This window comes from Silicimonas algicola, assembly GCF_003148765.1.
Classification (GTDB): Bacteria; Pseudomonadota; Alphaproteobacteria; order Rhodobacterales; family Rhodobacteraceae; genus Silicimonas; species Silicimonas algicola.
Window position 1 is genome coordinate 104,866 of sequence record NZ_QGGV01000009.1, and the last position, 23,289, is coordinate 128,154.

Annotated in this window: 21 protein-coding genes, 1 tRNA gene and 1 pseudogene; 11 read left to right on the forward strand and 12 right to left on the reverse strand. The window is 64.1% G+C overall.

Annotated elements, in window-relative coordinates; translation table 11 throughout:
- Positions 1-56: 56 nt before the first annotated feature.
- The gene (locus tag C8D95_RS17115) at positions 57-1,076 is read right to left on the reverse strand and encodes a Gfo/Idh/MocA family protein (protein ID WP_109760422.1); all 1,020 of its coding nucleotides are present in this window, start codon (positions 1,074-1,076) and stop codon (positions 57-59) included.
- Between the two features lie 316 nt (positions 1,077-1,392).
- Between C8D95_RS17115 and C8D95_RS17120 the strand changes: the two genes are divergently transcribed.
- Positions 1,393-2,178, forward strand: a complete 786-nt coding sequence (locus C8D95_RS17120; protein ID WP_146203011.1) for a hypothetical protein — start codon at positions 1,393-1,395, stop codon at positions 2,176-2,178.
- Here the strand turns inward: C8D95_RS17120 and C8D95_RS17125 are convergent.
- Positions 2,175-2,984, reverse strand: a complete 810-nt coding sequence (locus C8D95_RS17125; protein ID WP_109760424.1) for a division plane positioning ATPase MipZ — start codon at positions 2,982-2,984, stop codon at positions 2,175-2,177. The genes C8D95_RS17120 and C8D95_RS17125 overlap by 4 nt on opposite strands.
- 267 nt (positions 2,985-3,251) lie before the next feature.
- On the opposite strand from C8D95_RS17125, the gene C8D95_RS17130 reads away from it, so the two are divergent.
- The 6 genes and pseudogenes from C8D95_RS17130 to C8D95_RS17155 all read left to right on the forward strand — a co-directional run.
- Complete coding sequence (locus C8D95_RS17130; protein WP_109760425.1) at positions 3,252-4,460, forward strand: aminopeptidase P family protein; 1,209 nt, start codon at positions 3,252-3,254, stop codon at positions 4,458-4,460.
- Between the two features lie 140 nt (positions 4,461-4,600).
- Positions 4,601-5,695 carry an ABC transporter ATP-binding protein gene (locus C8D95_RS17135; protein WP_420902646.1) on the forward strand — a complete coding sequence of 365 codons (1,095 nt, stop codon included), beginning with the start codon at positions 4,601-4,603 and terminating at the stop codon, positions 5,693-5,695.
- A 75-nt stretch (positions 5,696-5,770) separates the two neighbouring features.
- Positions 5,771-6,892, forward strand: a complete 1,122-nt coding sequence (locus C8D95_RS17140; protein WP_109760427.1) for an extracellular solute-binding protein — start codon at positions 5,771-5,773, stop codon at positions 6,890-6,892.
- 51 nt (positions 6,893-6,943) lie between these two features.
- A complete protein-coding gene (locus tag C8D95_RS17145; protein ID WP_109760428.1) occupies positions 6,944-7,237 on the forward strand; it encodes a DUF1330 domain-containing protein in 294 nt (97 codons plus the stop codon).
- Positions 7,234-8,955, forward strand: coding sequence for an ABC transporter permease (locus C8D95_RS17150; RefSeq protein ID WP_109760429.1), 1,722 nt, complete (start codon positions 7,234-7,236; stop codon positions 8,953-8,955). The genes C8D95_RS17145 and C8D95_RS17150 overlap by 4 nt, the downstream gene beginning before the upstream one ends.
- A 19-nt stretch (positions 8,956-8,974) precedes the next feature.
- Positions 8,975-9,811, forward strand: a pseudogene (locus C8D95_RS17155) (ABC transporter permease); the annotation flags it as partial.
- 92 nt (positions 9,812-9,903) lie between these two features.
- Here C8D95_RS17155 and C8D95_RS17160 read toward each other — a convergent pair.
- Together C8D95_RS17160 and C8D95_RS17165 are read right to left on the reverse strand one after the other, a co-directional pair.
- Positions 9,904-10,350 (reverse strand): phasin, PhaP, encoded by a 447-nt coding sequence (locus C8D95_RS17160; protein ID WP_109760431.1) that lies wholly within the window; start codon positions 10,348-10,350, stop codon positions 9,904-9,906.
- Positions 10,351-10,533: 183 nt separating this feature from the next.
- A complete protein-coding gene (locus C8D95_RS17165) occupies positions 10,534-12,336 on the reverse strand; it encodes a PHA/PHB synthase family protein (protein ID WP_109760432.1) in 1,803 nt (600 codons plus the stop codon).
- Between the two features lie 103 nt (positions 12,337-12,439).
- Here C8D95_RS17165 and phaZ point away from each other — a divergent pair, with 103 nt between their 5' ends.
- A complete protein-coding gene (gene phaZ / locus C8D95_RS17170; protein ID WP_109760433.1) occupies positions 12,440-13,705 on the forward strand; it encodes a polyhydroxyalkanoate depolymerase in 1,266 nt (421 codons plus the stop codon).
- Here phaZ and C8D95_RS17175 read toward each other — a convergent pair whose 3' ends face one another.
- The gene (locus tag C8D95_RS17175; protein ID WP_109760500.1) at positions 13,706-13,993 is read right to left on the reverse strand and encodes a DUF3572 domain-containing protein; all 288 of its coding nucleotides are present in this window, start codon (positions 13,991-13,993) and stop codon (positions 13,706-13,708) included.
- A 166-nt stretch (positions 13,994-14,159) separates the two neighbouring features.
- Between C8D95_RS17175 and C8D95_RS17180 the strand changes: the two genes are divergently transcribed.
- Positions 14,160-15,569, forward strand: coding sequence for a diguanylate cyclase (locus tag C8D95_RS17180; protein WP_109760434.1), 1,410 nt, complete (start codon positions 14,160-14,162; stop codon positions 15,567-15,569).
- On the opposite strand, the gene C8D95_RS17185 is transcribed toward C8D95_RS17180, so the two are convergent.
- The 4 genes from C8D95_RS17185 to C8D95_RS17200 all read right to left on the reverse strand — a co-directional run bounded on the left by C8D95_RS17185 (position 15,556) and on the right by C8D95_RS17200 (position 17,613).
- Positions 15,556-16,062 (reverse strand): periplasmic heavy metal sensor, encoded by a 507-nt coding sequence (locus C8D95_RS17185; RefSeq protein ID WP_109760435.1) that lies wholly within the window; start codon positions 16,060-16,062, stop codon positions 15,556-15,558. The genes C8D95_RS17180 and C8D95_RS17185 overlap by 14 nt on opposite strands.
- 4 nt (positions 16,063-16,066) lie before the next feature.
- Entirely contained in the window at positions 16,067-16,429 is a 363-nt protein-coding gene (locus C8D95_RS17190; protein WP_109760436.1) for a hypothetical protein, read from the reverse strand.
- A complete protein-coding gene (locus C8D95_RS17195; protein WP_109760437.1) occupies positions 16,422-17,027 on the reverse strand; it encodes an RNA polymerase sigma factor in 606 nt (201 codons plus the stop codon). The genes C8D95_RS17190 and C8D95_RS17195 overlap by 8 nt, the downstream gene beginning before the upstream one ends.
- 61 nt (positions 17,028-17,088) lie before the next feature.
- Positions 17,089-17,613: an EF-hand domain-containing protein gene (locus C8D95_RS17200; protein WP_164721763.1), complete on the reverse strand. Its 525-nt coding sequence runs from the start codon at positions 17,611-17,613 to the stop codon at positions 17,089-17,091.
- Between the two features lie 132 nt (positions 17,614-17,745).
- Between C8D95_RS17200 and C8D95_RS17205 the strand changes: the two genes are divergently transcribed.
- Positions 17,746-18,921 (forward strand): acetyl-CoA C-acyltransferase family protein, encoded by a 1,176-nt coding sequence (locus tag C8D95_RS17205; protein ID WP_109760501.1) that lies wholly within the window; start codon positions 17,746-17,748, stop codon positions 18,919-18,921.
- Between the two features lie 65 nt (positions 18,922-18,986).
- Positions 18,987-21,344 (forward strand): ATP-binding protein, encoded by a 2,358-nt coding sequence (locus tag C8D95_RS17210; protein ID WP_109760439.1) that lies wholly within the window; start codon positions 18,987-18,989, stop codon positions 21,342-21,344.
- On the opposite strand, the gene yaaA is transcribed toward C8D95_RS17210, so the two are convergent.
- From yaaA to C8D95_RS17225, 3 genes are all read right to left on the reverse strand, one after another.
- A complete protein-coding gene (gene yaaA / locus C8D95_RS17215) occupies positions 21,341-22,117 on the reverse strand; it encodes a peroxide stress protein YaaA (RefSeq protein ID WP_109760440.1) in 777 nt (258 codons plus the stop codon). The genes C8D95_RS17210 and yaaA overlap by 4 nt on opposite strands.
- A gap of 50 nt (positions 22,118-22,167) precedes the next feature.
- Positions 22,168-22,244 (reverse strand) — tRNA-Pro (locus C8D95_RS17220).
- A gap of 15 nt (positions 22,245-22,259) precedes the next feature.
- Positions 22,260-23,261 (reverse strand): DMT family transporter, encoded by a 1,002-nt coding sequence (locus C8D95_RS17225; protein ID WP_109760441.1) that lies wholly within the window; start codon positions 23,259-23,261, stop codon positions 22,260-22,262.
- Positions 23,262-23,289 lie beyond the last annotated feature (28 nt).

A 23,289-nucleotide genomic window follows, 5' to 3' on the forward strand; every position in this document is an offset into this window, starting at 1 on the left:
ACAGGCGAAGATTTGCCCGTAATCGATGCCGAGACGCCAGGCTTGAAGGACGTGGATCACACCCTTTCCAGAGTGACACGCTTTCCGGTCTCGCCGGCCTTCTCGATCGCGGCGATCAGGCGATGCACCTCGAGCGCTGCCCGGCCTGGAACGAGCGGCGGACGACCTTCCCTGATCGCCTCGGCGAAATCCTCGATCATCGCGCGGTGCCAGTCGCTGGTGAAGGCCATGGGATCGGCTCCCGCGCCGCTGCTCGTGGCCCGGCCGACAGTTTCGGATGTCCCGTCGCGATAATCGAGCCTCAGTATACCGGCCTCGAGCCGCGCGGAGCCGTCACGACAGTGCAGCGAGATCGTTTCACCGGAACCTGGAAAGCCGGCGGTCGTGGCGAAAAGCTTGCCGAACGCGCCGTTTTCGAATGACAGTCCTGCAACGACGAAATCTTCGGCCTCCATATTGTGAGCCCCGGTGGTCGCGCACATGGCGGTGACGTCGCGGACGGGTCCCGTGAGGCTCACCATGAGGTCCATGGTGTGGATCGCCTGAGTGATCAGAACGCCGCCGCCGTCGCGGGCGTAGGTGCCGCGCCCGGGCTGGTCATAATACTCTTGCGGACGCCACCACGGCACGTCCACCTCGACCGAGAGCAAAGGCCCCAGTTGGTCGCGCCGGGCGTTCAGTTCGGCGACCACGGGTCTCGCGCGATGCTGGAGGACGATACCGAGTGGCACGCCAAGGTCTTCGCAAAGCTCGACGAGGTGCGTGGCGTTCTCGAGCGTGCGCTCTACGGGCTTTTCCATCAGGATTGGCTTCCCGGCGCGCGCGAGGGTCTCGACGATTTCAAGTCGCGCATCTGGCGGCGTGATGACGATGGCAAAGTCCACGCTGTGGTCGTTTGCGATCTGGTCCACGTCGAACGCGGGCGAGCCGTCCAAAGCGGGATGCGAGGCCAGAAAAGCGTCTCTATTAAGGGGATTTCGTGAGTAGACGGGCCCCAGCGCCACAACCTTGGAGCTCGCGATGGCATCGGCATAGGTCCTTGCCACCATGCCTGTCCCGATAAGCCCGACCTTCATGCCTCATCTCCGCTTTCCACTGCTAGAAAGCTCGCGACACGACTGATCGCCGAAATCGGCAGCGGCATCGGAACTCCCCTGTGGATAAACACATTGTTCAAACACCATGGTCAATCTTCCAGACAATCGCCACGTTCCCGCCCCCTTGGACCCTCAGGATCAAAGCGTAACGAATGCGCATGTACGAGGACGGACATTGATCTCCCTTTGGAGGACCCAGCTTCTGTCGCCACGCGTCTGGATGTCAGCCGCGGTCCTCTGCTTTGGGACGTCGGCTGTTATCGGCTACCATCAGGACCAGATGTTCGCTGCGGACATGCTCGCTTCGAAGGTCGGGAATCCGACTGAAGTGATGGTCCAGGATTTCATTGCGGATCGTCACACCAACATGATCGGCCAGGTCCATGTCGTGGGCGACATCGGCAAAGACAAGGCGGCTCGTGTCAACGTGGGGACCAAAGACAGGCCCCACTGGATCACGGCCTATCCCATCTTCCCTGTGCGGCCCGACGCCCTGCCGCTCGCGCTGCATCTCATCTCGAAGGAATCCGGACTGCCGCGACGCCCGATTGCGCGCGACGATGCCGGCACCCACGCGCGTTACATGGCTGACCTCGCCCGACTGGCGACCGTGCCGGTCGCCGTCCTGTTCGAGCATGATGGCGACGCTCTGGGCGCATCCACGGCGTCCAGGGGCGACAGCGTAGGCAACGTCACCGGAGTGCGGGGAGAGATGGTGACCGGCCGTCCCATCCGCGGTGCGGTCGAGGCAGCCTTCGACAGTGCCGACCTGCATCTCATGCCTGATGTCTTGCTGCTGTCCGCAGACCCGATGGATGGCGCCGTTGTCCTTCAGGACGACAGATTGACCAACGTTAGGCACGCTTTGGCTGTCGTCGGTACGCTGCTGGCGGGCATCGCACTCCTGTCGATGGGAAGCGCGACGTCGATCCTGCGCCGTGACCGGAAGAGAAATGAGAGAGATGACGACGTGACACCGGTTGCGGCGATGTCTGCCGTCATACAGCGCCGTCGATCCCATAGCCGCCGCCCCGGTGCAGCGTCCGAGCCTCGTAGACCCAGCGCCGCTACCATTCGCTAAAAGTCGACGGTCACACCAGGAAGCCGCAACTCTTTCACCAGTTCACGTAGCTCCTGCCGGGCGGCCACGTTCGAGAGGTTCAGGTTCTGAACCCCGATGTCGCGGAGGTCGAGAAGGGTAAGCCCGCGCGGGAAGAGTTCGCGAAAGATCACGCGTTCGGAAAATCCCGACGCAACACGGAAGCCGACGCGTCTGGCCAACGCGTTGACGGCGTCCTCCATCTTCTTCTTGTTGTGCATCGCCTGTGCGCCGACCCTGTTGCGGACCACCACCCAGTCGATCGGATCAAGGCCGGCCTGCGCCCGAAGCTGGCGCGCGTTCCACACCATCTCGGCATAGACGGAAGGCCCCAGCACGCGGTTCGTCCGCGGGTCTATGTGCGCCAGCAGGTCGAAGTCGACAAAGCTGTCGTTCAATGGCGTGACAAGCGTATCGGCAAGGGAGTGTGCGACCTGGCTGAGACGGGTGTGCGAGCCGGGGCAGTCGATCAGGATGAATTCGACCTCCCGCTCGAGCCCCGTCACGGCCGCCGACAGGCGCTGGTCGTAGACGTTCTCGCCCGGACCGAGCGACTCCTTGGCGATGTTCGGAAGCTCGCGGTAGATCGGACAGGGAAGGTCAAGCCCTTCGGCCGCCATGAAATCCTTCCGGTTGTCGATGTATCGCCCGAAGCTTCGCTGCCTCAGGTCGAGGTCGAGGACCCCCACCACATGGCCCATGCGCACGAGCGCCGTCGCGATGTGCATCGCGACGGTCGATTTGCCCGCGCCGCCCTTCTCGTTCCCGACGACGATGATATGCGCCACTGCCCTGCCTTTTCTTCTGGAACGGACCGCCCCGCCTGTTTCGGTCACTATATTGAGGATTAGTGCCTAAGAAAAGCACCCCTTGGCGCTTACCGCCGGGAGAGGACAGGGATGCAACGCCTCTCGCATCTCGACCGATTGACGGATGGCGGGCAGGTGTCATAGATTCCCAATCGCTCGCAGCGATGGCGTCGCTGCCCGGCGGTCGCCGGTATGGCCCGTTCATTGCCCCTGTACGCCGGGGGTGGCGAACCTGGAGCGACCGCCATGACCCGACCCGACTTCCTGACGCTTGAAAACGGCGAAAAGGCCACCCTGCCATTCGGCCGCGATGAATACGACGCGCGTCTTTCGACGCTGCGGGCCATCATGGCAAGGCGCGATATCCCCGCCGTTCTCTTCACCTCGATGCATAACATCGCCTACTACTCGGGCTTTCTCTATTGCAGCTTCGGACGGCCCTACGGCTGTGTCGTGACGCCGGACCGCTGCACCACGATCTCGGCCAACATCGACTTGGGCCAGCCCTGGCGGCGGTCGGTCGCGGACAACGTGATCTATACCGACTGGCAGCGAAACAACTACTGGCGCGCGGTCGGATCGGTCCTGGGCCGCGTCGATCGCCTGGGGATCGAAGGCGACCACATGACGCTGGCGTCCGAGCGGGCCGCTCGCGAGATGCTGGGTCTGTCGGACCTGATCGACATCGCGCCGGACGTCATGCGTGCGCGCATGATCAAGTCGCCCGCCGAAATCCGGCTGATCACTGAAGGCGCCCGCGTCGCCGACATCGGCGGCAAGGCGATCCGCGACGCGATCCGGATCGGCACGAGAGAGATCGACGTGGCGATGGCGGGACGGGACGCGATGGAGTTGGCGATCGCGGAGGCGTTCCCCGAGGCCGAATATCGGGACACCTGGGTCTGGTTCCAGTCGGGCCTGAACACCGATGGCGCGCACAACCCGGTCACGGCGCGGAAGCTTGCGGCAGGGGATCTTCTCAGCCTCAATACCTTCCCCATGATCTCGGGCTACTACACCGCGCTCGAGCGCACCTTGTACCTTGGCGAGCCGGATCCCGAGACGCAGCGGATCTGGCAAGCAAACGTCGCGGCACATGAGCTTGGGATGAGCCTTATCCGCCCCGGCGCCACATGTTCGGGTATCTGCGCCGAGATCAACCGTTTCTTCGCAGATGAGGGGCTGCTGCAGTCCCGCACCTTCGGGTACGGCCACTCTTTCGGCATTCTCAGTCACTATTACGGACGGGAAGCAGGCTTGGAACTGCGCGAGGATATCGACACCGTGCTTGAACCCGGCATGGTCGTTTCGATGGAGCCGATGCTGACGATCCCCGAAGGGCAGCCTGGCGCGGGCGGATATCGAGAGCACGATATTCTCGTCCTGAACGAAAAGGGCGCTGTCGACATCACCGGGTTCCCCTACGGCATCGAAGCGAACACGATTTCCGCATGACACCCTGGCAATGCCGGAATCCGCATCAGGAACGCCGCAAACGGCGGTCGAGGCGGCCTTACCTAGGGGAAAGTTGCACTTGGAGCCCGCATCGTGTTGAATCGCGGGAACGCAGCAGGGATCCGGGGGGATTGTCCGACGTGAGAGACGGCACAGACGAGTTCGTTGTATTCGACCATGTGCAGAAGAGTTACGACGGCGAAACGCTTGTCGTGAAGGATCTGAACCTCTCGATCGGCAAGGGCGAATTCCTGACGATGCTGGGGCCCTCGGGGTCGGGCAAGACCACCTGCCTCATGATGCTGGCCGGGTTCGAGACGGCGACCCACGGAGAGATCCTTCTCGATGGGCGGCCGATCAACAACATCCCGCCGCACAAGCGAGGCATCGGCATGGTGTTTCAGAACTACGCGCTTTTCCCGCATATGACCGTCGCCGAAAACCTGGCCTTCCCACTGGAAGTCCGGAAGGTGGACAAGTCCGCGCGGGAAGAGCGCGTGAAGAGCGCGCTCGACATGGTGCAGATGGGTGCCTTCGGCGGGCGCCGCCCGGCGCAGCTTTCAGGCGGCCAACAACAACGCGTCGCTCTTGCGCGCGCGCTGGTCTTCGAGCCCGAGCTCGTCCTCATGGACGAACCCCTCGGCGCTCTCGACAAGCAGCTGCGCGAGCACATGCAGTTCGAGATAACGAACCTTGCGCATTCTCTGGGCATCACCACGGTCTATGTGACGCACGACCAGACCGAGGCGCTGACCATGTCCGACCGCGTGGCAGTCTTCGATGATGGCCGCATCCAGCAGCTGGCGCCGCCAGACAAGCTTTACGAAGAGCCAGAGAACAGTTTCGTGGCGCAGTTCATCGGCGAGAACAACACGCTGTCGGGTGTCATCGACAAGATCGACGGCGATCGCTGCACCGTCCGACTGACGTCGGGCGACCTGATCGACGCCAAGCCCGTGAACGTCACCAAACCTGGGGAAAAGACCCTTGTTTCGATCCGTCCGGAGCGCGTCGAGTTCAACAAGGACCGGCTTATGCCTGGGGCGCACACGCTCAAGGCCGAGGTGCTGGAATTCATCTACATGGGTGACATCTTCCGGACCCGGCTGCGGGTCGCGGGCAAGGACGATTTTGTCGTCAAGACACGGAACGCCCCCGATCAGGCCCGGCTCGAGCCGGGCCGCCAGATCGAGATCGGCTGGCTTCCGTCCGATTGCCGGGCGCTGGACGCCTGAGCGGATCACCGGCGCGCCCGGCCCGGGGCGCATCGGCCAAGTGACATTAACGGGTACAATGACTGGGAGATTGAAATGAAACTGAGAATACTTTTGGCCTCGACGGCTCTGGCTGTCGCTCCGGTGATCGCCGGTGCGCAGGACCTGCCCCCCTGCGAGAACTGCGCGGATTCGATGACGATCATGTCCTGGGGCGGCGCCTATCAGTCCAGCCAGCAAAAGGCCTACACCGAGCCTTATGCGGCAGCGACCGGCGTTAACGTCACCTGGGACGAAAGCTCGAACGAATCGACTGCCAAGATCCGCGCCGCCTCGGAAGCCGGAAACATGACCTACGACCTCGTCGACGTCGAAGGTCCGGACAGCCAGCGCCTGTGCGACGAAGGTCTCGCGATGGAAGTCGACCTGGACGAGTCTCTGGCCGCTGCGCCGGATGGCACGCCTGCGTCGGAAGACTTCGGCGACAGCGCGATCAACGACTGCTTCATCCCGCAGATCGTCTTCTCGACAACCTTCGGCTATCGCACGGACGTGGCCGAGTGGAACGGTGCCACGCCGGACAGCGTCTGCGCGATCTTCGACACCGAGACCTTCCCCGGCAAGCGCGCGCTTGAAAAGCGTCCGAAGAAGAACATCGAATGGGCTCTTCTCTGCGACGGCGTCGCCAAGGAAGACCTCTATGACGTCCTCGACGAGGATGGTGTAGAGCGTGCTCTCGCCAAGCTCGACACGATCAAGGACGACGTGATCTGGTGGTCGGCCGGCGCCGAGACGCCCCAGCTTCTCGCCGACGGCGAAGTGGTCATGGGCTCGACCTACAACGGTCGTCTGTTCTCGGCCATCGCCGAGCAGAACCAGCCGATCGCGATGCTCTGGGACTGGCAGGTCTTCGACTTCGACGGCTGGATCGTTCCCGAAGGGCTCGACGAGCCGCGCCTCAACCGCGTGATGCACTTCCTGAACTTTGCCACCGACACGCAGCGTCTGGCCGATCAGGCCAAGTACATCTCGTACGGTCCGGCTCGTGCGTCTTCGCAGCCGCTCGTCTCGACCCATGCCGACCTCGGCATCGAGATGGCGCCGCACATGCCCACCAACCCCGAGAACCAGAAGAACTATCTGGTCAACAACATCGAGTGGTGGGCTGACAATCAGGACGACGTGGAAGCCCGTTTCCAGAACTGGCTGTCGCAATAATCCGACGTCGCGGGGCCCTTCGGGGCCCCGCACATCATCGAGGGGGACGTCATGCCGAAAGGCTATATCATCGGTCACATCACGGTCCGCGATCCCGAGGCGTACAAGGAGTACATCTCGCGGGACACGCCGATCCTTGAAGGTCTTGGCGGCCGGTTCATCGTGAGGGGCGGCCAGAGCGAAATCGTCGAGGGCGAGGCCCATGCCCGGCATGTAGTGATCGAGTTTCCGTCGTACGAAGCCGCCCTCAAGGCCTACCACGACCCCGAGTACCAGGAAGTCGCCGATATACGGCGGCGCACCGCTGACAGCACCATCCTCGTCGTGGAGGGACACGGCGAATGACGGACGCGGCGACGGGACCGGACCAGATCACAGGCGCCACGCCCGACAACGCGCTTCGGACGGCCGATCGCGCCGAGGCGGGCCCGGTCCTCTCGGCCGACGGCACGCCACTGAAAACGAGCCTCAACCGCGCGCTTCGCCGCGAGAAGATGCGGGCGCTCTTGCTCGTTTCCCCGCTTCTCATCTTCATCCTTGTCACCTTCATTGCACCTATCGCGGACATGCTGTTCCGCTCGGTCGAAAACCGCATCGTCGCCGATACGCTGCCGCAGACCGTGGCGGGGTTGGACCAGTCGTCGCTGGAGGTGCCGGGCGAACCGACCTTCGAGGATCTGTACTTCGATCTGTTCCTGGCTGCAGAGGCGAAGAAGCACACCCAGCTTGGCACCCGCCTCAACTATGAAAGTGCCGGCGTCAGCTCGCTTTTCCGCTCGTCGGGCCGGCGGCTGGACGACATCGGCGAAGAGACCCAGGACGCTCTGGAGGACCTCGACGAAAGCTGGGGCGAGGCCGGGTTCTGGTACGGCCTGATGAACAACGCCGACGACAGCGACGACGCCCTCCTGAAGTCCGAACGCGCGCGCGTCAAAGCCCTGACCGCCGAACCGACCGGTGGAGACATCGCATTCGCGCCCTCGGCAGAGATTGCGCAGATTCTTCCACGCACGACGCGCGCCTACACGGCCTGGGCGGTCTACATCGCGCTGATCGACGACGACGTCGTGGCCGAGGAAGAGCCTTGGGAAGCCGTCTATGCCGCGCTGGGCGTCGATCTGGAACGCGACGCGACGCTGGAGGCGCTTGCGACTTACGCTGGGCCGGGTGCCGATCAGCTTCGCGCGGCTGCGGAGGCAGACCTGCCTTCGGTCGATTACCGCGCCGCCTTCGTCGAGATGGATGACGGATGGGGTGAGACCGAGGTGTGGAACACCCTGCGCACCTACTCGAGCGAGTACACGATTGGGTATTTCCTGAACGCCATCGACCTTCAACTCACGCCGAACGGCATCGAGAAGCGTCCGGATCGCGAGAGCATCTACCTGATGCTGTTCCAGCGCACGCTGGTGATGTCGTTGATCATCACGATCAGTTGCATCATCCTCGGCTATCCCATTGCGTGGCTTCTGGCGAACCTTCCGATGCGTTCGGCGAACCTGCTGATGATCCTGGTGCTTCTTCCCTTCTGGACCTCGCTTCTGGTCAGGACCAGCGCCTGGAAGATCCTCCTCCAGCAACAGGGGGTCATCAACGATCTGCTCGTATGGATCGGCATCGTCAGCAACACGGGGCGACTCGTGCTCATCAACAACCAGACCGGCACGATCATCGCCATGACGCATATCCTGCTGCCGTTCATGATCCTGCCGCTTTATTCCGTGATGAAGACGATCCCGGTGACTTACGTCCGCGCCGCAAAGAGCCTGGGGGCGACAGACTGGACGGCGTTCTGGCGCGTTTACTTCCCGAACTCGGTACCGGGCATCGGGGCGGGGTCGATCCTCGTCTTCATCCTGTCCATCGGTTACTACATCACGCCCGAACTGGTCGGCGGCACATCCGGGGTCTTCATCTCGAACCGGATCGCCTATCACATCTCGTCCTCGCTGAACTGGGGACTGGCGGCGGCGCTGGGCACCATCCTCCTCGCTGCGGTCCTGATGCTTTACTACACCTACGACCGCATGGTCGGGATCGACAACGTGAAGCTGGGAGGCTGAGATGAGCGGACTGCCGATCTATGCCACGACCGGCCAGCGCGTCTGGTATTATACCTTCCGCGTCATCTGCGGGCTGATCTTCTTCTTCCTGATCGCCCCGATCGCCGTCATCATTCCTCTGTCGTTCAACGCCGAAGACTTCTTCACCTTCACACCGAAGATGCTGGCGCTCGACCCGGACGGATACTCGCTGAAGCACTACCGCGACTTCTTCACCAACAACGACTGGCAGCAGGCGCTGTGGAACTCTTTCCGAATCGCGCCGATGGCGACGATCCTGTCCGTGAGCTTCGGCACGCTGGCCGCCATCGGACTCAGCCAGCAGCACGTTCCCTTCCGGCGGGTGATCATGGCGGTGCTGATCTCGCCCATGATCGTGCCACTCATCATCTCGGCCGCGGGCATGTATTTCTTCTATTCGCGGATCGGACTTCAAGGGACCTACTGGGGCGTCGTCCTTGCGCACGCGGCTCTGGGCATTCCCTTCGTCATCATCACGGTGACCGCGACGCTCGTCGGGTTCGACCGTTCGCTGACGCGGGCTTCGGCGAACCTGGGCGCGGACCCGGTGACGACATTCTTCAGGGTGCAGATGCCACTGATCCTTCCGGGGGTCATCTCGGGCGGGCTTTTCGCCTTCATCACGTCCTTCGACGAGGTGGTGGTCGTTCTTTTCGTGGGATCGGCGGGACAGAAGACACTGCCCTGGCAGATGTTCACGGGTCTGAGGGAGCAGATCAGCCCGACGATCCTCGCGGTTGCCACGATTCTAGTCGCGCTGTCGATCCTGCTGCTTGCGACGCTGGAGATCCTGCGGCGCAGGTCCGAGAGGCTGCGGGGCATGTCGCCGGGCTGAAGCCGGGAACGGCCAAAAAAATCGGCGGGCCGCAAGGACCCGCCGGAGGTAAGATGCCAACAGGGAGGAGTTGGCGATCTGAACTCGAAATCTTACTTGACGGCTGCCTTCTTCGCGGCGGCGGTCATGTCATCGGTGGCCTTCTTGACGGCGTTCGTGGCGTCGTCACCGAAGTTTTTGCCGGCGGCGAGCATCAGCTCGACGGTCTCCATCTGGACCTTCTTCGCGATCTCGGCAAAGGACGCCATCGACTCGGCGCTCATCTCGGCCTGGGCCGAAGCGAAGTCGGTCATGGCTTTGGTGTAGTCGGCCGGGTCTTCCTTGACGTTGGTCACGACGCCGAGCTTGCCGATGGTGGCTTTGGTCCAGCTGGCGGAAATCTCGGTCGACTTCTCGGCGGCTTCCAGAACAACCTTCGACATACGGTCGGCGAACGAGGCTTGCGTCTTGAACGCTTCCTGCATCGCGGAGGTGTCCACGGGGAAGGTGCCCATCATGTCTTTCATCATCTTGGTGTAGTCTTGTGTGGCTTTGGCCATTGGTCTCTCTCCTGGTTAGCTGGCGGGGAGGACCCGCGTTGCTGCGTGTGCACAATACATACACGCTGCAGCGCAGAAATCAAGAGGCAATGCTGCAGTGCAGCAATAATTTAAAATATCACGATTTCAGTAACTTGGTCTGGTAATAGCCCCCGAATCCGCGGTTCCAGGGCAAAAAAATCGTCACGCGAGGGCAGGATGCTCCGTGACGTAGGTTCCAGGAGCCGCCGCGAGGATCGAATGTCCTTTTTCGGTGCCGGGCGTACGCGCGGCGATCATCGCGCCCGACCACCCCGCCAGCCAGGCCTCCCACGTCGGCCACCACGAGCCATCACTGTGCTGGGCCGCCTCGCGCCAATCCGACGCGTTCTCGGGCCAGTCGTCGTTGACGTAATGTCCGTATTTCTTCTTGGAGGGCGGGTTCACGATGCCCGCGATATGTCCGCTTTCCGACAGGATGAAGGTCCGGTCCTTGCTGCCCATCCGGCGGACGCCCTGGTAGCACGATGGCCATGCGGCGATGTGATCGGTTTCGCAGGCGACCGAGCAGAGCGGCACACTGATGTCCCCGATGCGCACGGTTTCGCCCAGGACGGTAAAGCCGTCGCGGGCGAAGCGATTCTCCTGGCAGAGGCCACGCAGATATTCGATGGCCATGCGGGCGGGCAGGTTCGTGCCGTCGCCGTTCCAGTAGAGAAGGTCGAAGGCGGGCGGCGCCTCTCCCATCATGTAGCTGCGGATGGCGGGGCCGTAGATCAGGTCGTTCGAACGGAGATAGCTGAACGTCCGGCTCATGATGAAGCTTTCCAGCACGCCCACGCGCTGAACCTGTTCCTCGATCGAGTCCAAGAAATCGTTCGACAGGAAGACGCCGACCTCCCCCTGGTCCTCGAAGTCGGTCAGCGTCGTAAGGAAAGTGGCCGAGGCGACGGATGTGTCCCTCCGCTTCTTCATCAGGGCCAGCGTCAGGGCCAAAGTCGTGCCGGCGATGCAGTAGCCGATGACGTTGACCTTCTTCTGGGCGGTGATCTCCTTGACCTGATCGATGGCCGTCAGGAAGCCTTTCTCGACATAATCGTCCATGCCGAAGTCGCGGTAGGAGGCGTCGGGGTTCTTCCAGGATACGACAAACAGCGTATAGCCCTGGTCGACGATCCAGCGGATCAGGCTGTTCTGCGGCTTCAGGTCGAGGATGTAGAACCTGTTGATCCACGGCGGGAAGATCAGAAGCGGGACCCGGTGCACCTTCTCGGTGGTCGGCGCGTACTGGATCAGCTCGAACAACTCGTTTCGATAGACGACCGAGCCTTCCGCCGTCCCGATGTTTCCGCCGACCTTGAAGGCGTTCTTGTCGGCCAGAGTCACCAGAAGCTCGCCGTCCGACGCTTCGATGTCGCGGACGAGGTTCTCGAGCCCGTCGACAAGGCTCTGTCCCTGGGTTTCGGCCGCCTTCGCGAGCGCCTCGGGGTTCGTTCCCAGGAAATTCGTCGGGCTCATCATGTCGATGATCTGCTGCGAGAAGTATCGCAGTCGCTTCTTGTCCTTCGAATCCAGCTCGTCCAGATCGTCGACGGCATCCGCGATCGCGGCGGACGACAGCAGGTACTGCTGCTTGATGAAGTTGAAATAGGGGTGCTCGTCCCAGAGTGGGCTCGAAAAGCGGCGGTCCTTGGGGCCAGTGTCCTGCGGAGGGGCCAATTTTCCCTGCATCAGGGTCTGTTGCGCCTCAAGGTAGTGGGTCAGCGCCTTGCCCCAATACTGGACCTGGTTCTCGAATATCTTCGACGGGTGCGTCACCATTTCCGACATGTAGGCGGCAGCGGCCTTGGCATAGAGCTCGTGGCCGGGGCCCTGAAGACCGGACGGAGACGACTTCTTGTGAGCCAGCGCAGCGACAAGACGCTGCGACAATTCCTCGATCCGGGCGAGGTTTTTGTTCAACAGCTCCAGCCGCTCGGCCTCGTTTCCGGTTTCTTCAGTTGTCATGCGCTACTATCCGACCTACTTTGCATCTGCAGCATCCTGCTGGAACCTTACTCGTGACCCGGCGTCATGGCAAAGGCAGGTTTGGCGCAGCAGGGATATGTCCATGCGACAGATGATGACCTACGATCTGATGGAAACGGTCCGCAACACCAACCAGTGGATCGGTGCGACGGCATTCGCCATGGCGTCCTACCCGGTCTTCGGGGCGGTGCCTCACCCGGTATTCCGCCTGATGGCGGCTTGGGGCGAGGTGACGGAGCGCAGCTTTTCGCGCATGGTCGTGAAGCCCGACTGGGGGATAGACGCGATCGTGGGCGACGACGGCCGCGACCACGTCGTGACGGTTCAGACCGAACTGTCGCGCCCCTTCGGCAACCTGATCCGCTTCCGCGCTTCGGGACGCGCCGAACGCAAACGCCGCATCCTTCTCGTTGCGCCCATGTCCGGGCACTACGCCACGCTCCTGCGCTCGACGGTTCAAAGCCTGCTACCGGACGCGGAAGTCTGGATCACCGACTGGCACAACGCGCGCGACATTCCCGTCAGCGCCGGCAAGTTCGACGTCGAGGACTACACGATGTACCTGTCGGATTTCATCCGGCATCTGGGTCCATCGATCAACGTCATCGCTGTCTGCCAGCCCGCGCCGTTGGCCCTTGCCGCCACCGCCTATCTCGCGGCGGAAGAGCCCAAGGCGCAGCCCCGCACCCTGACGCTGATCGGCGGTCCCATTGACCCCGACGCCGCGCGGACCGATGTGACCGACTTTGGCCGCCGTGTGACGATGGGGCAGCTCGAGCAATTCATCATCCAGAGCGTCGGCTACAAGTATGCCGGGGTCGGCCGAAAGGTGTATCCGGGCCTGCTGCAGCTCTCGTCCTTCATGTCGATGAACGGCGAAACGCACAGCCGGGCGTTCAGCGAACAGATCGTGCGCGTCGCCAAGGGCGAAGCGGGCGACCACGACAAGCACAACAAGTTCTACGACGAATACCTCGCCGTGATGGACATGACGGCCGAGTTCTATCTTTCGACCGTCGAACGCATATTCAAGAACCGCGAGATTGCCCGAAACGACTTCACCGTCGCAGGACGGAAGGTCGACATCGGCGCAATCACGGACGTCGCGGTCAAGACCGTCGAGGGCGAGAAGGACGATATCTCGGCGCCGGGACAGTGCCTCGCCGCACTGGACCTGCTGACCGGATTGCCCGCCTCGAAGAAGGCCTCGCACCTCGAGCCCAAGGCGGGTCACTACGGCATCTTCGCCGGCAAGAGCTGGCGAAACAACATCCGGCCGCTGGTGCTGAACTTCATTGATCAGAACACCCCGGCGTCCAGTCAGAAGGCGCGGCGCGAGACGGCCTGATCAGGTCCAGTTGACCTCGGCACCGCCCGGCAGGGCCGCGCGGGCGCGCATCGGAAAGTCGGGCTTGTAGTCGGCCGACTGGCAGAAGGCCGAAATCCAGGCGTCGTCCATCAACAGGAAATCCAGGACTGACGCCAGAAAGTCCGCATCCCTCGCCCTTTCCCGCAGATCGGCCTCCGTCGCACCCGTCGCTCCCAGGAACGTCGGCAAGAGATCGTCGTTGCCGACAAGCCACGACAGGGCCTCAATGGCGAGAAGCTCGGCTGAATCGCGCGAGAGGGGGGTCATGCGGTCTCCCATCCGTTCAGTTGCATCAAGCGATCATTCCGCTTCGCTGTCAAATACGCGGCGTGCTGCCAAACCTCGGCTGGCCTGGCTCCCGGAAAGGTTTCGTTAACCGTTTTCGCCAAAACTGACGGCATCGGTCCTCGCTGTTTAACGAAAGCCCAACCGAATGCCCAAGTGCGTTTTCGTCATCGATTCGGTCGCCACCAACCGGATACGGCTGTCCGCTCTGGTCGAGCAGGCCCACCACCGCGTCGCCAGCGCCGAAACCCCGGCCGAGGCAGGGCGGTTGGACGCACCCGAACCCGACCTTATCGTCCTCGGCCTTCACGGGGGCTCTTCGGGCGAGGTTATTTCCGGGCTGCGAGGCACGCCAGGTCTGGCCCATGCCCCGATCCTCTGTCTGGATACGGCGCCTTCGCCAATGCGCCGGCTTCAAACCCTGCGATCAGGCGCGCGCGACATCCTCAGCCGGTCAATGCCGGATGCGCTTCTTCTCGCGCGGATCCGGGGCCTGTTGCGCGACGGCGAGACCGAGAGGGAGTGCGAGCGGCGTCGCGCGACCGCCACAAGCTTCGGGTTCGCCGAGGCCGCGGCAGGGTTCCGTCGTCGCGCGCATGTGGCCTGCGTGGGAGACCTCGCCTCGATGCCGGCCCTGCCCAATATCCTCGGGACGACCCTCCCGCATCGCTTCGACACGCCCTCGCTCGACGAGGTTCTGAGGGACGATGCGAGCGCCGCAGCTCCCGAGGCCTACGTCTTTGTCAGCGGACCGGGGTATTTGTCTCTCGACACGCTTTTACCCGAACTGCGCGACCGCAGCCATTCGCGTCATGCCCCAGTACTGGTCGTCCATCCGGGCGACCGTCCCGACATCGCCACGCGCGCCCTGAATCTGGGTGCAGGCGACGTCGCCGCCGGCAGCTCCACCGGAGAAGAGCTGGCAATCCGCATCGACGCGATGCTTTCGCGCAAGCGTCTTCGTGACAGCCTCAGGCAGTCCGACGAACAAAGCTACCGACTGGCCGCCACCGATCCGCTGACCGGTCTCTACAATCGCCGATACGCCGAAAGTTACCTGGCCGACATGGTGCTTCGCGCCCATGACGACGAACGGGGCTTTGCACTGATGCTTATCGACATCGACCATTTCAAGGAGATCAACGACCGCTTCGGCCACACCTCGGGAGACCGAGTTCTGGTCGAGACCGCGGCACGGCTGCGCGACAACCTGAGAGCCTGCGACCTGGTCTGCCGCTACGGAGGCGAGGAGTTCCTGGTGATCCTGCCCGAGACCGAGGGCCGCGAGGTCGAGCGCACGGCGGAACGACTGCGCGACGCGATTTCTTCCAGACCGGTATCGCTCGAGGCCGACCGCAGCGTACCGGTGACGGCCAGCATTGGCGTCGCCGTCCACTGCATCGACACCCTAGTCCACCATGCCGCCCTGACAGGAACGTTCGACAGGATCGGTGGCTCCGGCATGACGCCGATCTCGCAGGCCTTCGAAATCGCGGACAAAGTCCTCTACCGTGCCAAGTCCGCAGGTCGGAATCGGGTCGAGTTCAGCGCCGCCTGAGACGCGCCAGCGACTCCTCCAGCCGGTCGGCGTAAGCGGCGCGCTCGTCGTCGCTCATCTCGTCCAGGCGCTTCATCAACAGTGCTTCGCCGATTTCCTGGCGTCCGACCGCGGCCTCGCGCTGTTCCAGAAGCAGGCGGCGCACCTCGTCCGAATCGAAAGGAACCGCGCGCAGGGCGGCGAGGAACGCCTCGAAGCGCTGCTTCAGGCTTTCGCGACTTTCCCGGATCCGGTCACGGTCCTGCATCACATCGCGCATAAGCGCGCGCCGGTCGGCGTCGGGCAGCGCGCGGATGAACGGTTCTCCGATGACCCCGCGCGCGGGCCGCCCTTCACGCTCGAAGCGGGCATCGGGCGACAGCGCGTGACCGACCACGAGTCCCACGACCAGAAGGTTAACGGCGAGCGATACGAAGAGAAGGGGCATCACCCAGCGCCCTCGGTGGCGCGGCGTGGCAGGCTTCGGCTGCTGTTCAGGCGAGGTGTCGGTCATGGGGTCACTCGTCGAGGGCGGCAAGATCAGCGCCCGGAAGGAAGGTGTAGAGCGTCGCAATATCGTCGCCGGTGTCGGACAGCGTCGTATAGGGGCTGACGAGGTCCGGCGAGGCGAAGCCGATGATCACGCCCGCCGCCGCCGAAAGAGACAATCCCGAGGCAGCGAAGATCCCGGGGAAGCCGAACCGCCGGGGGAGGCCCCGCCGCCGGGGGGCGGTCTCGACGGGGCGTTGCGACAGGGACGCCACCGCGTCGGCCTCGAGGCGCGAAAGAAACGCGGACGAGGGCAGGGGAGGCCTTGCGCGCCCGGCCTCGAATAGCGCGTCCAGCGCTCGATCATCGCGGCCGTCCTGAGAGCTATCCATTGTCATACCCCAGTTCTTCCCTGCGCCCGGCCAGGATGGCCGCAAGGGCGCGCTTTCCGCGGGCGGTCAGACTTTCGACGGCCTCCACCCCGATGTCCATGATCGCCGCGATCTCCGGGTTCGACAGACCTTCGAGATGCCGCAGGACGACCGCCTGGCGCTGCCGGTCGGGCAGCTCGTCCAGCGCCGCCTGCAAGGCATCGGCGCGCGCGGTTTCGGTCATCCGGTCGACCGCCGAGGCGATGTCGGCTTCCGGTTCGGGCACGGTCTCCAGCGGGACCTGACCGCGCACCTTTCGCCGCCGCAGGCGGTCGGTGCAGAGGTTGACCGCAACCCGGTAGGCCCAGGTCGAGACCTGAGCTTCACCCTGCCGCCAGTCCGGTGCTACCTTCCACAGCTTCATCATGGTCTCCTGCACCACGTCCTCGGCCTCGGCCCTGTCGCCCAGGACGCGCACGGAATAACCGAACAGCCGCGGGGCGAGGCGGGCGACGAGGTCGCGCCCCGCCGCCGCGTCACCATTGGCGAAGGCGACGAGAAGCGCCGCGTCGGGCGCCTCGTCCGCCGGGGCGTCTGGCCTTGAGTTCTGTCCGTCCATCGCGACCCCGGCGTAGCGCCGGACCGCCCGTCAGGCAATCCGGCTTCGCATGCGGCTGGCGTCAGTTGCGGAACTTGTGCCACCCGCCTTTTTCCCCGTCATGTCCGCCTCGCATGCCGCGACGCTCGGTCATCCGCTCTTTCGCGGCGTCGAACTCTTCCTGGCTCACACCTCCCGAGTTGTCGGTGTCGAAGCGGTCGATCATCCGGGCGCCCGGACCCCCGCGGCCCATGCGGGCTTCAAGCGCGTCGCGGCTGAGGTTTCCGTCGCCGTCGGCGTCGAGACGTCCGAACATCTCGCCCGCCCGCTCGGCTGCCTTCGCCTGCGCGTGGGCGGTGAACTCCTCGAGCGTGACATTGCCGTCGCCGTTCGTGTCGAACTCGGCGAAGCGGTTGGCGCGCATCGCCTCCATGTCCTCGACCGTGATCTCGCCCGAGCCGTCGGCGTCAAGCGTGGCGAAATCCATCGGCCCGGCTTCGGTCGCTTCGGCGTCGGGCGTCGTGGCAGTGTCCTGCGCAATCGCCATCCCTGCGCCGGCGGCGATCAGGGTGGTGGCCAGCAGGATCTTCAACTTGTTCTTGTCCATCGGTATGCACTCCATGTTCCGATCATGTGCATTCAACGGAGCTGGCAGGCATTTCCGTCGCAGAAAATTTCCGCACTGGCCGCGAGCGGGCGAACCTGTTTCCTTGAGCCGACCTGACTCGGAGTGAAGAACATGAAGGATATCGTCATCCTCGGGGGCGCACGGACCGCCATCGGCACCTTCGGCGGCAGCCTGGCGGATGTGGCGCCGATCACCCTCGGCGCGACCGTGGCAAGGGCAGCAATGGAGCGGTCGGGAGTCGAGCCCTCGCAGATCGGCACCGTGGTCTTCGGTCACGTCATCAATACCGAACCGCGCGACATGTACCTCAGCCGCGTGGCCGCGATGGAGGCAGGTATCCCCAGCGGCACACCTGCGATGAACGTGAACCGTCTTTGCGGTTCGGGCGCGCAGGCGATCGTGTCGGTCGTCCAGGCGCTGACGCTCGGCGACGCCGACTTCGGACTTGCCGGGGGCGCCGAGAGCATGAGCCGCTCGCCCTACATCCTGCCGCAGGCGCGCTGGGGTCAGAAGATGGGCGACGCCAGCGCGCAGGACATGATGCTGGGCGCGCTCAACTGTCCCTTCGGCACAGGTCACATGGGCGTCACCGCGGAAAATGTCGCGAAGGAACACAACGTCTCCCGCGAGGCGCAGGACGCCTTCGCCATGGAGAGCCAGGAACGCGCGGCGAGCGCCATCGCCGAGGGGCGCTTCAAGGACCAGATCGTGCCCGTTGAGGTGAAGGTGAAGCGCGAAACGGTCGCGTTCGACACGGACGAGCACCCCAAGCAGACCTCTCTCGACAAGCTCGCGTCCCTACGCCCGGCTTTTCAGAAGGACGGCAGCGTCACCGCCGGCAACGCGAGCGGCATCAACGACGGCGCCGCGGCTCTGGTCCTCGCCACCGCCGAGGCGGCGCAGGCGGCAGGACTGACCCCACGCGCGCGGATCGTCGGCTACGCCCACGCCGGCGTCCGGCCCGAGGTCATGGGCATTGGTCCAGTGCCCGCGGTCGAGGCGCTCTTGAAGCGCACCGGCCTGACAGTCGCCGACTTCGACGTGATCGAATCGAACGAAGCCTTCGCCGCGCAGGCGCTCGCCGTCAACAAGGGCCTCGGCCTCGATCCGGCGCGGGTCAACCCGAACGGCGGCGCCATCGCACTGGGTCACCCCGTTGGCGCGACGGGTGCCATCCTTACCATCAAGGCGTTCTACGAACTCGAGCGTATCGGCGGCAAGCGGGCGCTGGTCACAATGTGCATCGGAGGCGGGCAGGGAATCGCGCTGGCGATCGAGCGTCTATGACGCTTAAGCCTTCGTTTACCTAAAGGATTTCATAACGAGTGCGTTGCCGAGAGGGAGCGCACGCAATGGACCTGTCGAACCAACTGGCCTCCGAGCGCCGCGCCCGGCTCGCGGCCGAGCGGCTTCTCCAGCAGATGAAGTCCGAACTCTACCAGGCCAACGAAAGCCTGTCGCTTCACGCCCGCCACCTGTCGAGCGAGATCGCGGTGACGCAGGAAGAGGTGGCGAGCGTCCGGACCGAGGCGGCCCTGCTTCAGGAACGGTATGACCGCGCGCAGCAAAACCTGCGCACCGCCGAAAGCGCGATCACCATCGCCGAGCGGCGGCTGTGGGACTCGCTTGAAACGATCCGCGACGGCTTCGCGGTCTTCGGTCCCGACGACGTGCTGATTGCGGCGAACCGCGCCTATCTCGCGATCTTCGACGGGCTCGAGATGGTGCGGCCCGGCATCGCGCTGTCCGAGCTTTTCGCTCTTCTGGCTGAGGAAGGCATCGTCGACACCGGCCGCATCAAGGCGGCGACGTGGAAGCAGAAGATGCTGGACCGGCTCAAGGCCAACCGCATCGAAAGCGCGGTCCTCAAGGTCTGGAACGGAACCTATATCAAGCTCATCGACCGCCGCACGCGCGATGGGGACCTCGTCACGCTGGCGCTCAACATCACCGACCAGATCGAGCGCGAGCATGCCCTGCAAGAGGCGAGCCAACGCGCCGAAGCGGCGAACCGCGCCAAGTCGGCCTTCCTCGCCAACATGAGCCACGAGATCCGGACGCCCATGAACGGCGTGATCGGAATGGCCGACCTTCTGGCCGAGACCGACCTCGACGACGAGCAGCGCGCCTATATCGACACCATCCGCACCTCGGGCGAGGCGCTTCTGGTCATCATCAACGACGTGCTCGACTATTCCAAGATCGAGGCCGACAAGGTCAGTCTGAAGGCGCGGCCGTTCGATCTGGAACGCTGCATCCACGACGTCGTCATGCTGCTCAGCCCCAGTGCGTCGGACAAGGGGCTTCAGATCGCCGTCGACTACGACCTCTTCATGCCGACGAGCTATCTGGGCGACGCGGGACGGATCCGGCAGGTGCTGACCAACCTCGTGGGCAATGCCATCAAGTTCACGTCCGAAGGGCATGTCGCGATCCGCGTCGTGGGGCTGCCGGTCGAAGCCGATACCGAGTACCGCATCCACCTCACGGTCGAGGATACCGGCGTCGGCATCCCCTCCGACAAGCTGGGCGACATTTTCCGCGAATTTCACCAGGTCGAGAACGACCGTGACAGAACTCACGACGGTACCGGCCTGGGTCTTGCGATCACGCGTCGGCTGATCGAGCTGATGAAGGGCGACGTCTGGGTCGACAGCGAAGCAGGGCAGGGGTCGGTCTTCGGCTTCCAGATCACGCTTCCGATCGTCGAGGACGCGGCTTCGGACGAGGTTTCGGCGCCCGGATGGATGCACCGCGCCATCGTCCTCGATCGCGACGGCATGAACCGCGACATTCTCATCAAGCAACTCGGGCTGATGGGCCTCCGCTCGGTCGTGGCGGCGTCGAGGCAGGAAATCGACGCGCTTCCGCCGGGACCCGAGGACATCGTTTTCATCGGCAGCGACGCGGCCGAAGACGTCGAGGTCTTTGCAACCGATGTGTCCGCCCATCACCGCCCTGCTGCGATCTTCCTCGTGACCGACACCATCGGACGGATGCCGAAAGGCCAGACCGCCTTCGCGGGCGCCCTGCAACGCCCCGTCTTGCGCGCCGAGATGCTGCGCGTCCTGCGCTCGGTCCTCCCCCCGGAGCCTCAGAGTCAGCCAGAGGCTGAGGGCGATTTTACGCCCGCCGTCCTGGTCGATATGCCCGTCCTGGGTCCCGTCACCTCTGATACGACCCCCGACGACGACAGCGCTCAACTCGATGCGTGTTTCGACGCGACAGAACCCGAATTCGACCTCGTCGACACGCCACCCCGGGAGACCGGACCCCGCCTCGCGCGCGTTCTCGTGGCCGAGGACAACCGAACCAACCGCATGGTCATCGAAAAGATGCTCAAATCCCTGAGCATCGACCTCGTCTTCGCCGAAAACGGACAGGAGCTGGTCGACATCTTCCAGTGGTGGCGGCCCGATATCGTCTTCACCGACATCTCGATGCCGCGCATGGACGGAAAGGAGGCCGCGCGCCGCATACGTCGCATCGAGGCCTCGGAAGGTTCCATGCCCTGCCCCATCGTTGCCATCACGGCGCACGCGATGGAAGGCGACGCCGAAGAGATCTTGGCGGCGGGGATCGATTACTACCTGACGAAGCCCGTGAAGAAGGGCGAGCTCATCCGGCACATCGAAGCCGCCCGGCCGCCGCACAGCGAACCGCTCCAGCAGGCGATCGCTTTCGAGGCGGCGGATGCCGCCCGCGCCTAGTCCCGCACGTCCTCGTCGCGGTGGAATATCAGCCTTGCGCCGTCGCCTTCGGCCGCAACGAAGCGATAGCCTCCAAGGTCGAAGTCGCGCAGCCCCTCGACCGTCGTCACGCGGTTGTCGACGATGAAGCGCGCCATGGCGCCCCGTGCGACCTTGGCGAAGACGCCGACCATCCGCCCCGTGCCACCCGTCACCTCGTAGAACTCTGGCGTGACGACGCGCGGCTTCAACGCTTTCAGCTCCACGGCCGAGAAATACTCGCGGCTGGCGCAGTTGACGACGACATCGGTGCCGACGGCCTCGGCCGCCTCGTTCAGCGCCATTGCGATCCTGTCGCCCCAATAGGCGTAAAGCGTCGTGCCGCGCCGCGTCTTCAGGCGGCTGCCCATCTCCAGCCGATAGGGCTGGATGGCGTCGAGCGGGCGTAGAACGCCATAGAGACCCGAGAGGATGCGCAGGTGATCCTGCGCCCAGGCCATGTCGTCTGAACCCAGCGAGGCGGCATCGAAGCCGCGATAGGTATCCCCCGCGAAGGCGTGGATTGCGGGTCGGGTCGTCGCGTCGCCAGGGTCGGAGGCGAAGTCGCGGAACCGCTCGCGGTTCAGCCGCGCGAGGTCGTCGGACAGGTCCATCAGGCCCTTCAGCGCCTTGAGCGAAAGTTGCCGCGCGTGCCCCGCCAGCCGTGAGGCGTCGGCCAGGAACTCGGGTTCGGTCGTGACCCCCTCACGCCCGGTCCAGTCGAGCCGCTTGGCGGGCGAAATGGTGACGAGCATCGGGCCTCCCCCCAGACGAAGAAGGCCCCCGAAGGGGCCCGCGTCGATCTTGGTCGGGCAGAGAGGATTCGAACCTCCGACCCCCTGCTCCCGAAGCAGGTGCGCTACCAGGCTGCGCCACTGCCCGACCGTGCGGGGCGGATTACTTGGCTTCCGCCCCTTTTGCAAGGGCCTCATGTCCCGGCAGGACGCGCACCGCACGGTCTCTCAGCATGGCGCTGATGGTGATGCCCGAGGGCGTGCGCGGCTGGGTGCGGGTCTCGAGCACCGGGGTGTGCTTCGACCCGCCCAGGCTTTCGCGCACGACGACGTAGATGCCGGCCAGGATGATGACGCACGCGCCCACGAGCGTGTAACGGTCCGGCACTTCCGAGAAGATGAGAAGCCCGAACAGCGCGCCCCATATGATCTGGGAATACTGCATCGGCGCGACGATGGCCGCATCGCCGTTGCGATAGGCGGCAATGCTGCACACGCCCCCGATGAACCCGAGCGTCGACATCAGCGCCAGAAGCCCGAATTGTCCCAACTCGATCGGCACCCAGACGAAAGGCAGGATCGCGCCCATGACGATCACGTTGGTCATCATCGGATAGAGCATCAGCACCGCGCTCCGCTCCTCACGCCCGATCTTGCGCGTGACGACGCTGACGATGGCGCTGCCCGCCGCCGCGGTCAGGCCAGCGATATGGCCGAGCGTGAAGGGCGCCGCCCCCGGGCGCAGCACGATCAGGACGCCGATCAGACCAAGTGCCACGGCAGCCCATCGGTGCATGCCGACCTTTTCACCCAGGATCGGTATGGACAGCACGGTGATCAGAAGCGGCGCGGCGAAGATGAAGGCATAGACCTGCGCCAAGGGCAGGACGGAAAAGGCGTAGAAGGCGCAGCCCCCGGTGATCGTTCCCGCGATGGTCCGCACTGCGACATAGCCCGGATGGACCGGCCTCAGGTTCCCCTGCGTGCGCTCGCGCATCATCATCAGCGTGACCAGCGGAAAGCTGAGCAGGACACTGAAGAACAGGATCTGGAAGGGCGAGATGTTCTCGCCCAGGAACTTGATGACGACATCGTGGCCCGAGTAGACCGCGAAAGCGAAAAGGGCGAAGGCGACGCCCTTCAGGTTCGATTTCTCGAGGCTCATCGGATTCCGGTCGCTAGTGCTATGCGGC

Coding starts and splice junctions, on each gene's coding strand:
- C8D95_RS17115 (WP_109760422.1), bottom strand. CDS start 1,076: ATGAAGGTCGGGCTTATCGGGACAGGCATGGTGGCAAGGACCTATGCC.
- C8D95_RS17120 (WP_146203011.1), top strand. CDS start 1,393: ATGCTCGCTTCGAAGGTCGGGAATCCGACTGAAGTGATGGTCCAGGAT.
- C8D95_RS17130 (WP_109760425.1), top strand. CDS start 3,252: ATGACCCGACCCGACTTCCTGACGCTTGAAAACGGCGAAAAGGCCACC.
- C8D95_RS17140 (WP_109760427.1), top strand. CDS start 5,771: ATGAAACTGAGAATACTTTTGGCCTCGACGGCTCTGGCTGTCGCTCCG.
- C8D95_RS17145 (WP_109760428.1), top strand. CDS start 6,944: ATGCCGAAAGGCTATATCATCGGTCACATCACGGTCCGCGATCCCGAG.
- C8D95_RS17150 (WP_109760429.1), top strand. CDS start 7,234: ATGACGGACGCGGCGACGGGACCGGACCAGATCACAGGCGCCACGCCC.
- C8D95_RS17160 (WP_109760431.1), bottom strand. CDS start 10,350: ATGGCCAAAGCCACACAAGACTACACCAAGATGATGAAAGACATGATG.
- C8D95_RS17165 (WP_109760432.1), bottom strand. CDS start 12,336: ATGACAACTGAAGAAACCGGAAACGAGGCCGAGCGGCTGGAGCTGTTG.
- phaZ (WP_109760433.1), top strand. CDS start 12,440: ATGCGACAGATGATGACCTACGATCTGATGGAAACGGTCCGCAACACC.
- C8D95_RS17175 (WP_109760500.1), bottom strand. CDS start 13,993: ATGACCCCCCTCTCGCGCGATTCAGCCGAGCTTCTCGCCATTGAGGCC.
- C8D95_RS17180 (WP_109760434.1), top strand. CDS start 14,160: ATGCCCAAGTGCGTTTTCGTCATCGATTCGGTCGCCACCAACCGGATA.
- C8D95_RS17185 (WP_109760435.1), bottom strand. CDS start 16,062: ATGACCGACACCTCGCCTGAACAGCAGCCGAAGCCTGCCACGCCGCGC.
- C8D95_RS17190 (WP_109760436.1), bottom strand. CDS start 16,429: ATGGATAGCTCTCAGGACGGCCGCGATGATCGAGCGCTGGACGCGCTA.
- C8D95_RS17195 (WP_109760437.1), bottom strand. CDS start 17,027: ATGGACGGACAGAACTCAAGGCCAGACGCCCCGGCGGACGAGGCGCCC.
- C8D95_RS17200 (WP_164721763.1), bottom strand. CDS start 17,613: ATGGACAAGAACAAGTTGAAGATCCTGCTGGCCACCACCCTGATCGCC.
- C8D95_RS17205 (WP_109760501.1), top strand. CDS start 17,746: ATGAAGGATATCGTCATCCTCGGGGGCGCACGGACCGCCATCGGCACC.
- C8D95_RS17210 (WP_109760439.1), top strand. CDS start 18,987: ATGGACCTGTCGAACCAACTGGCCTCCGAGCGCCGCGCCCGGCTCGCG.
- yaaA (WP_109760440.1), bottom strand. CDS start 22,117: ATGCTCGTCACCATTTCGCCCGCCAAGCGGCTCGACTGGACCGGGCGT.
- C8D95_RS17225 (WP_109760441.1), bottom strand. CDS start 23,261: ATGAGCCTCGAGAAATCGAACCTGAAGGGCGTCGCCTTCGCCCTTTTC.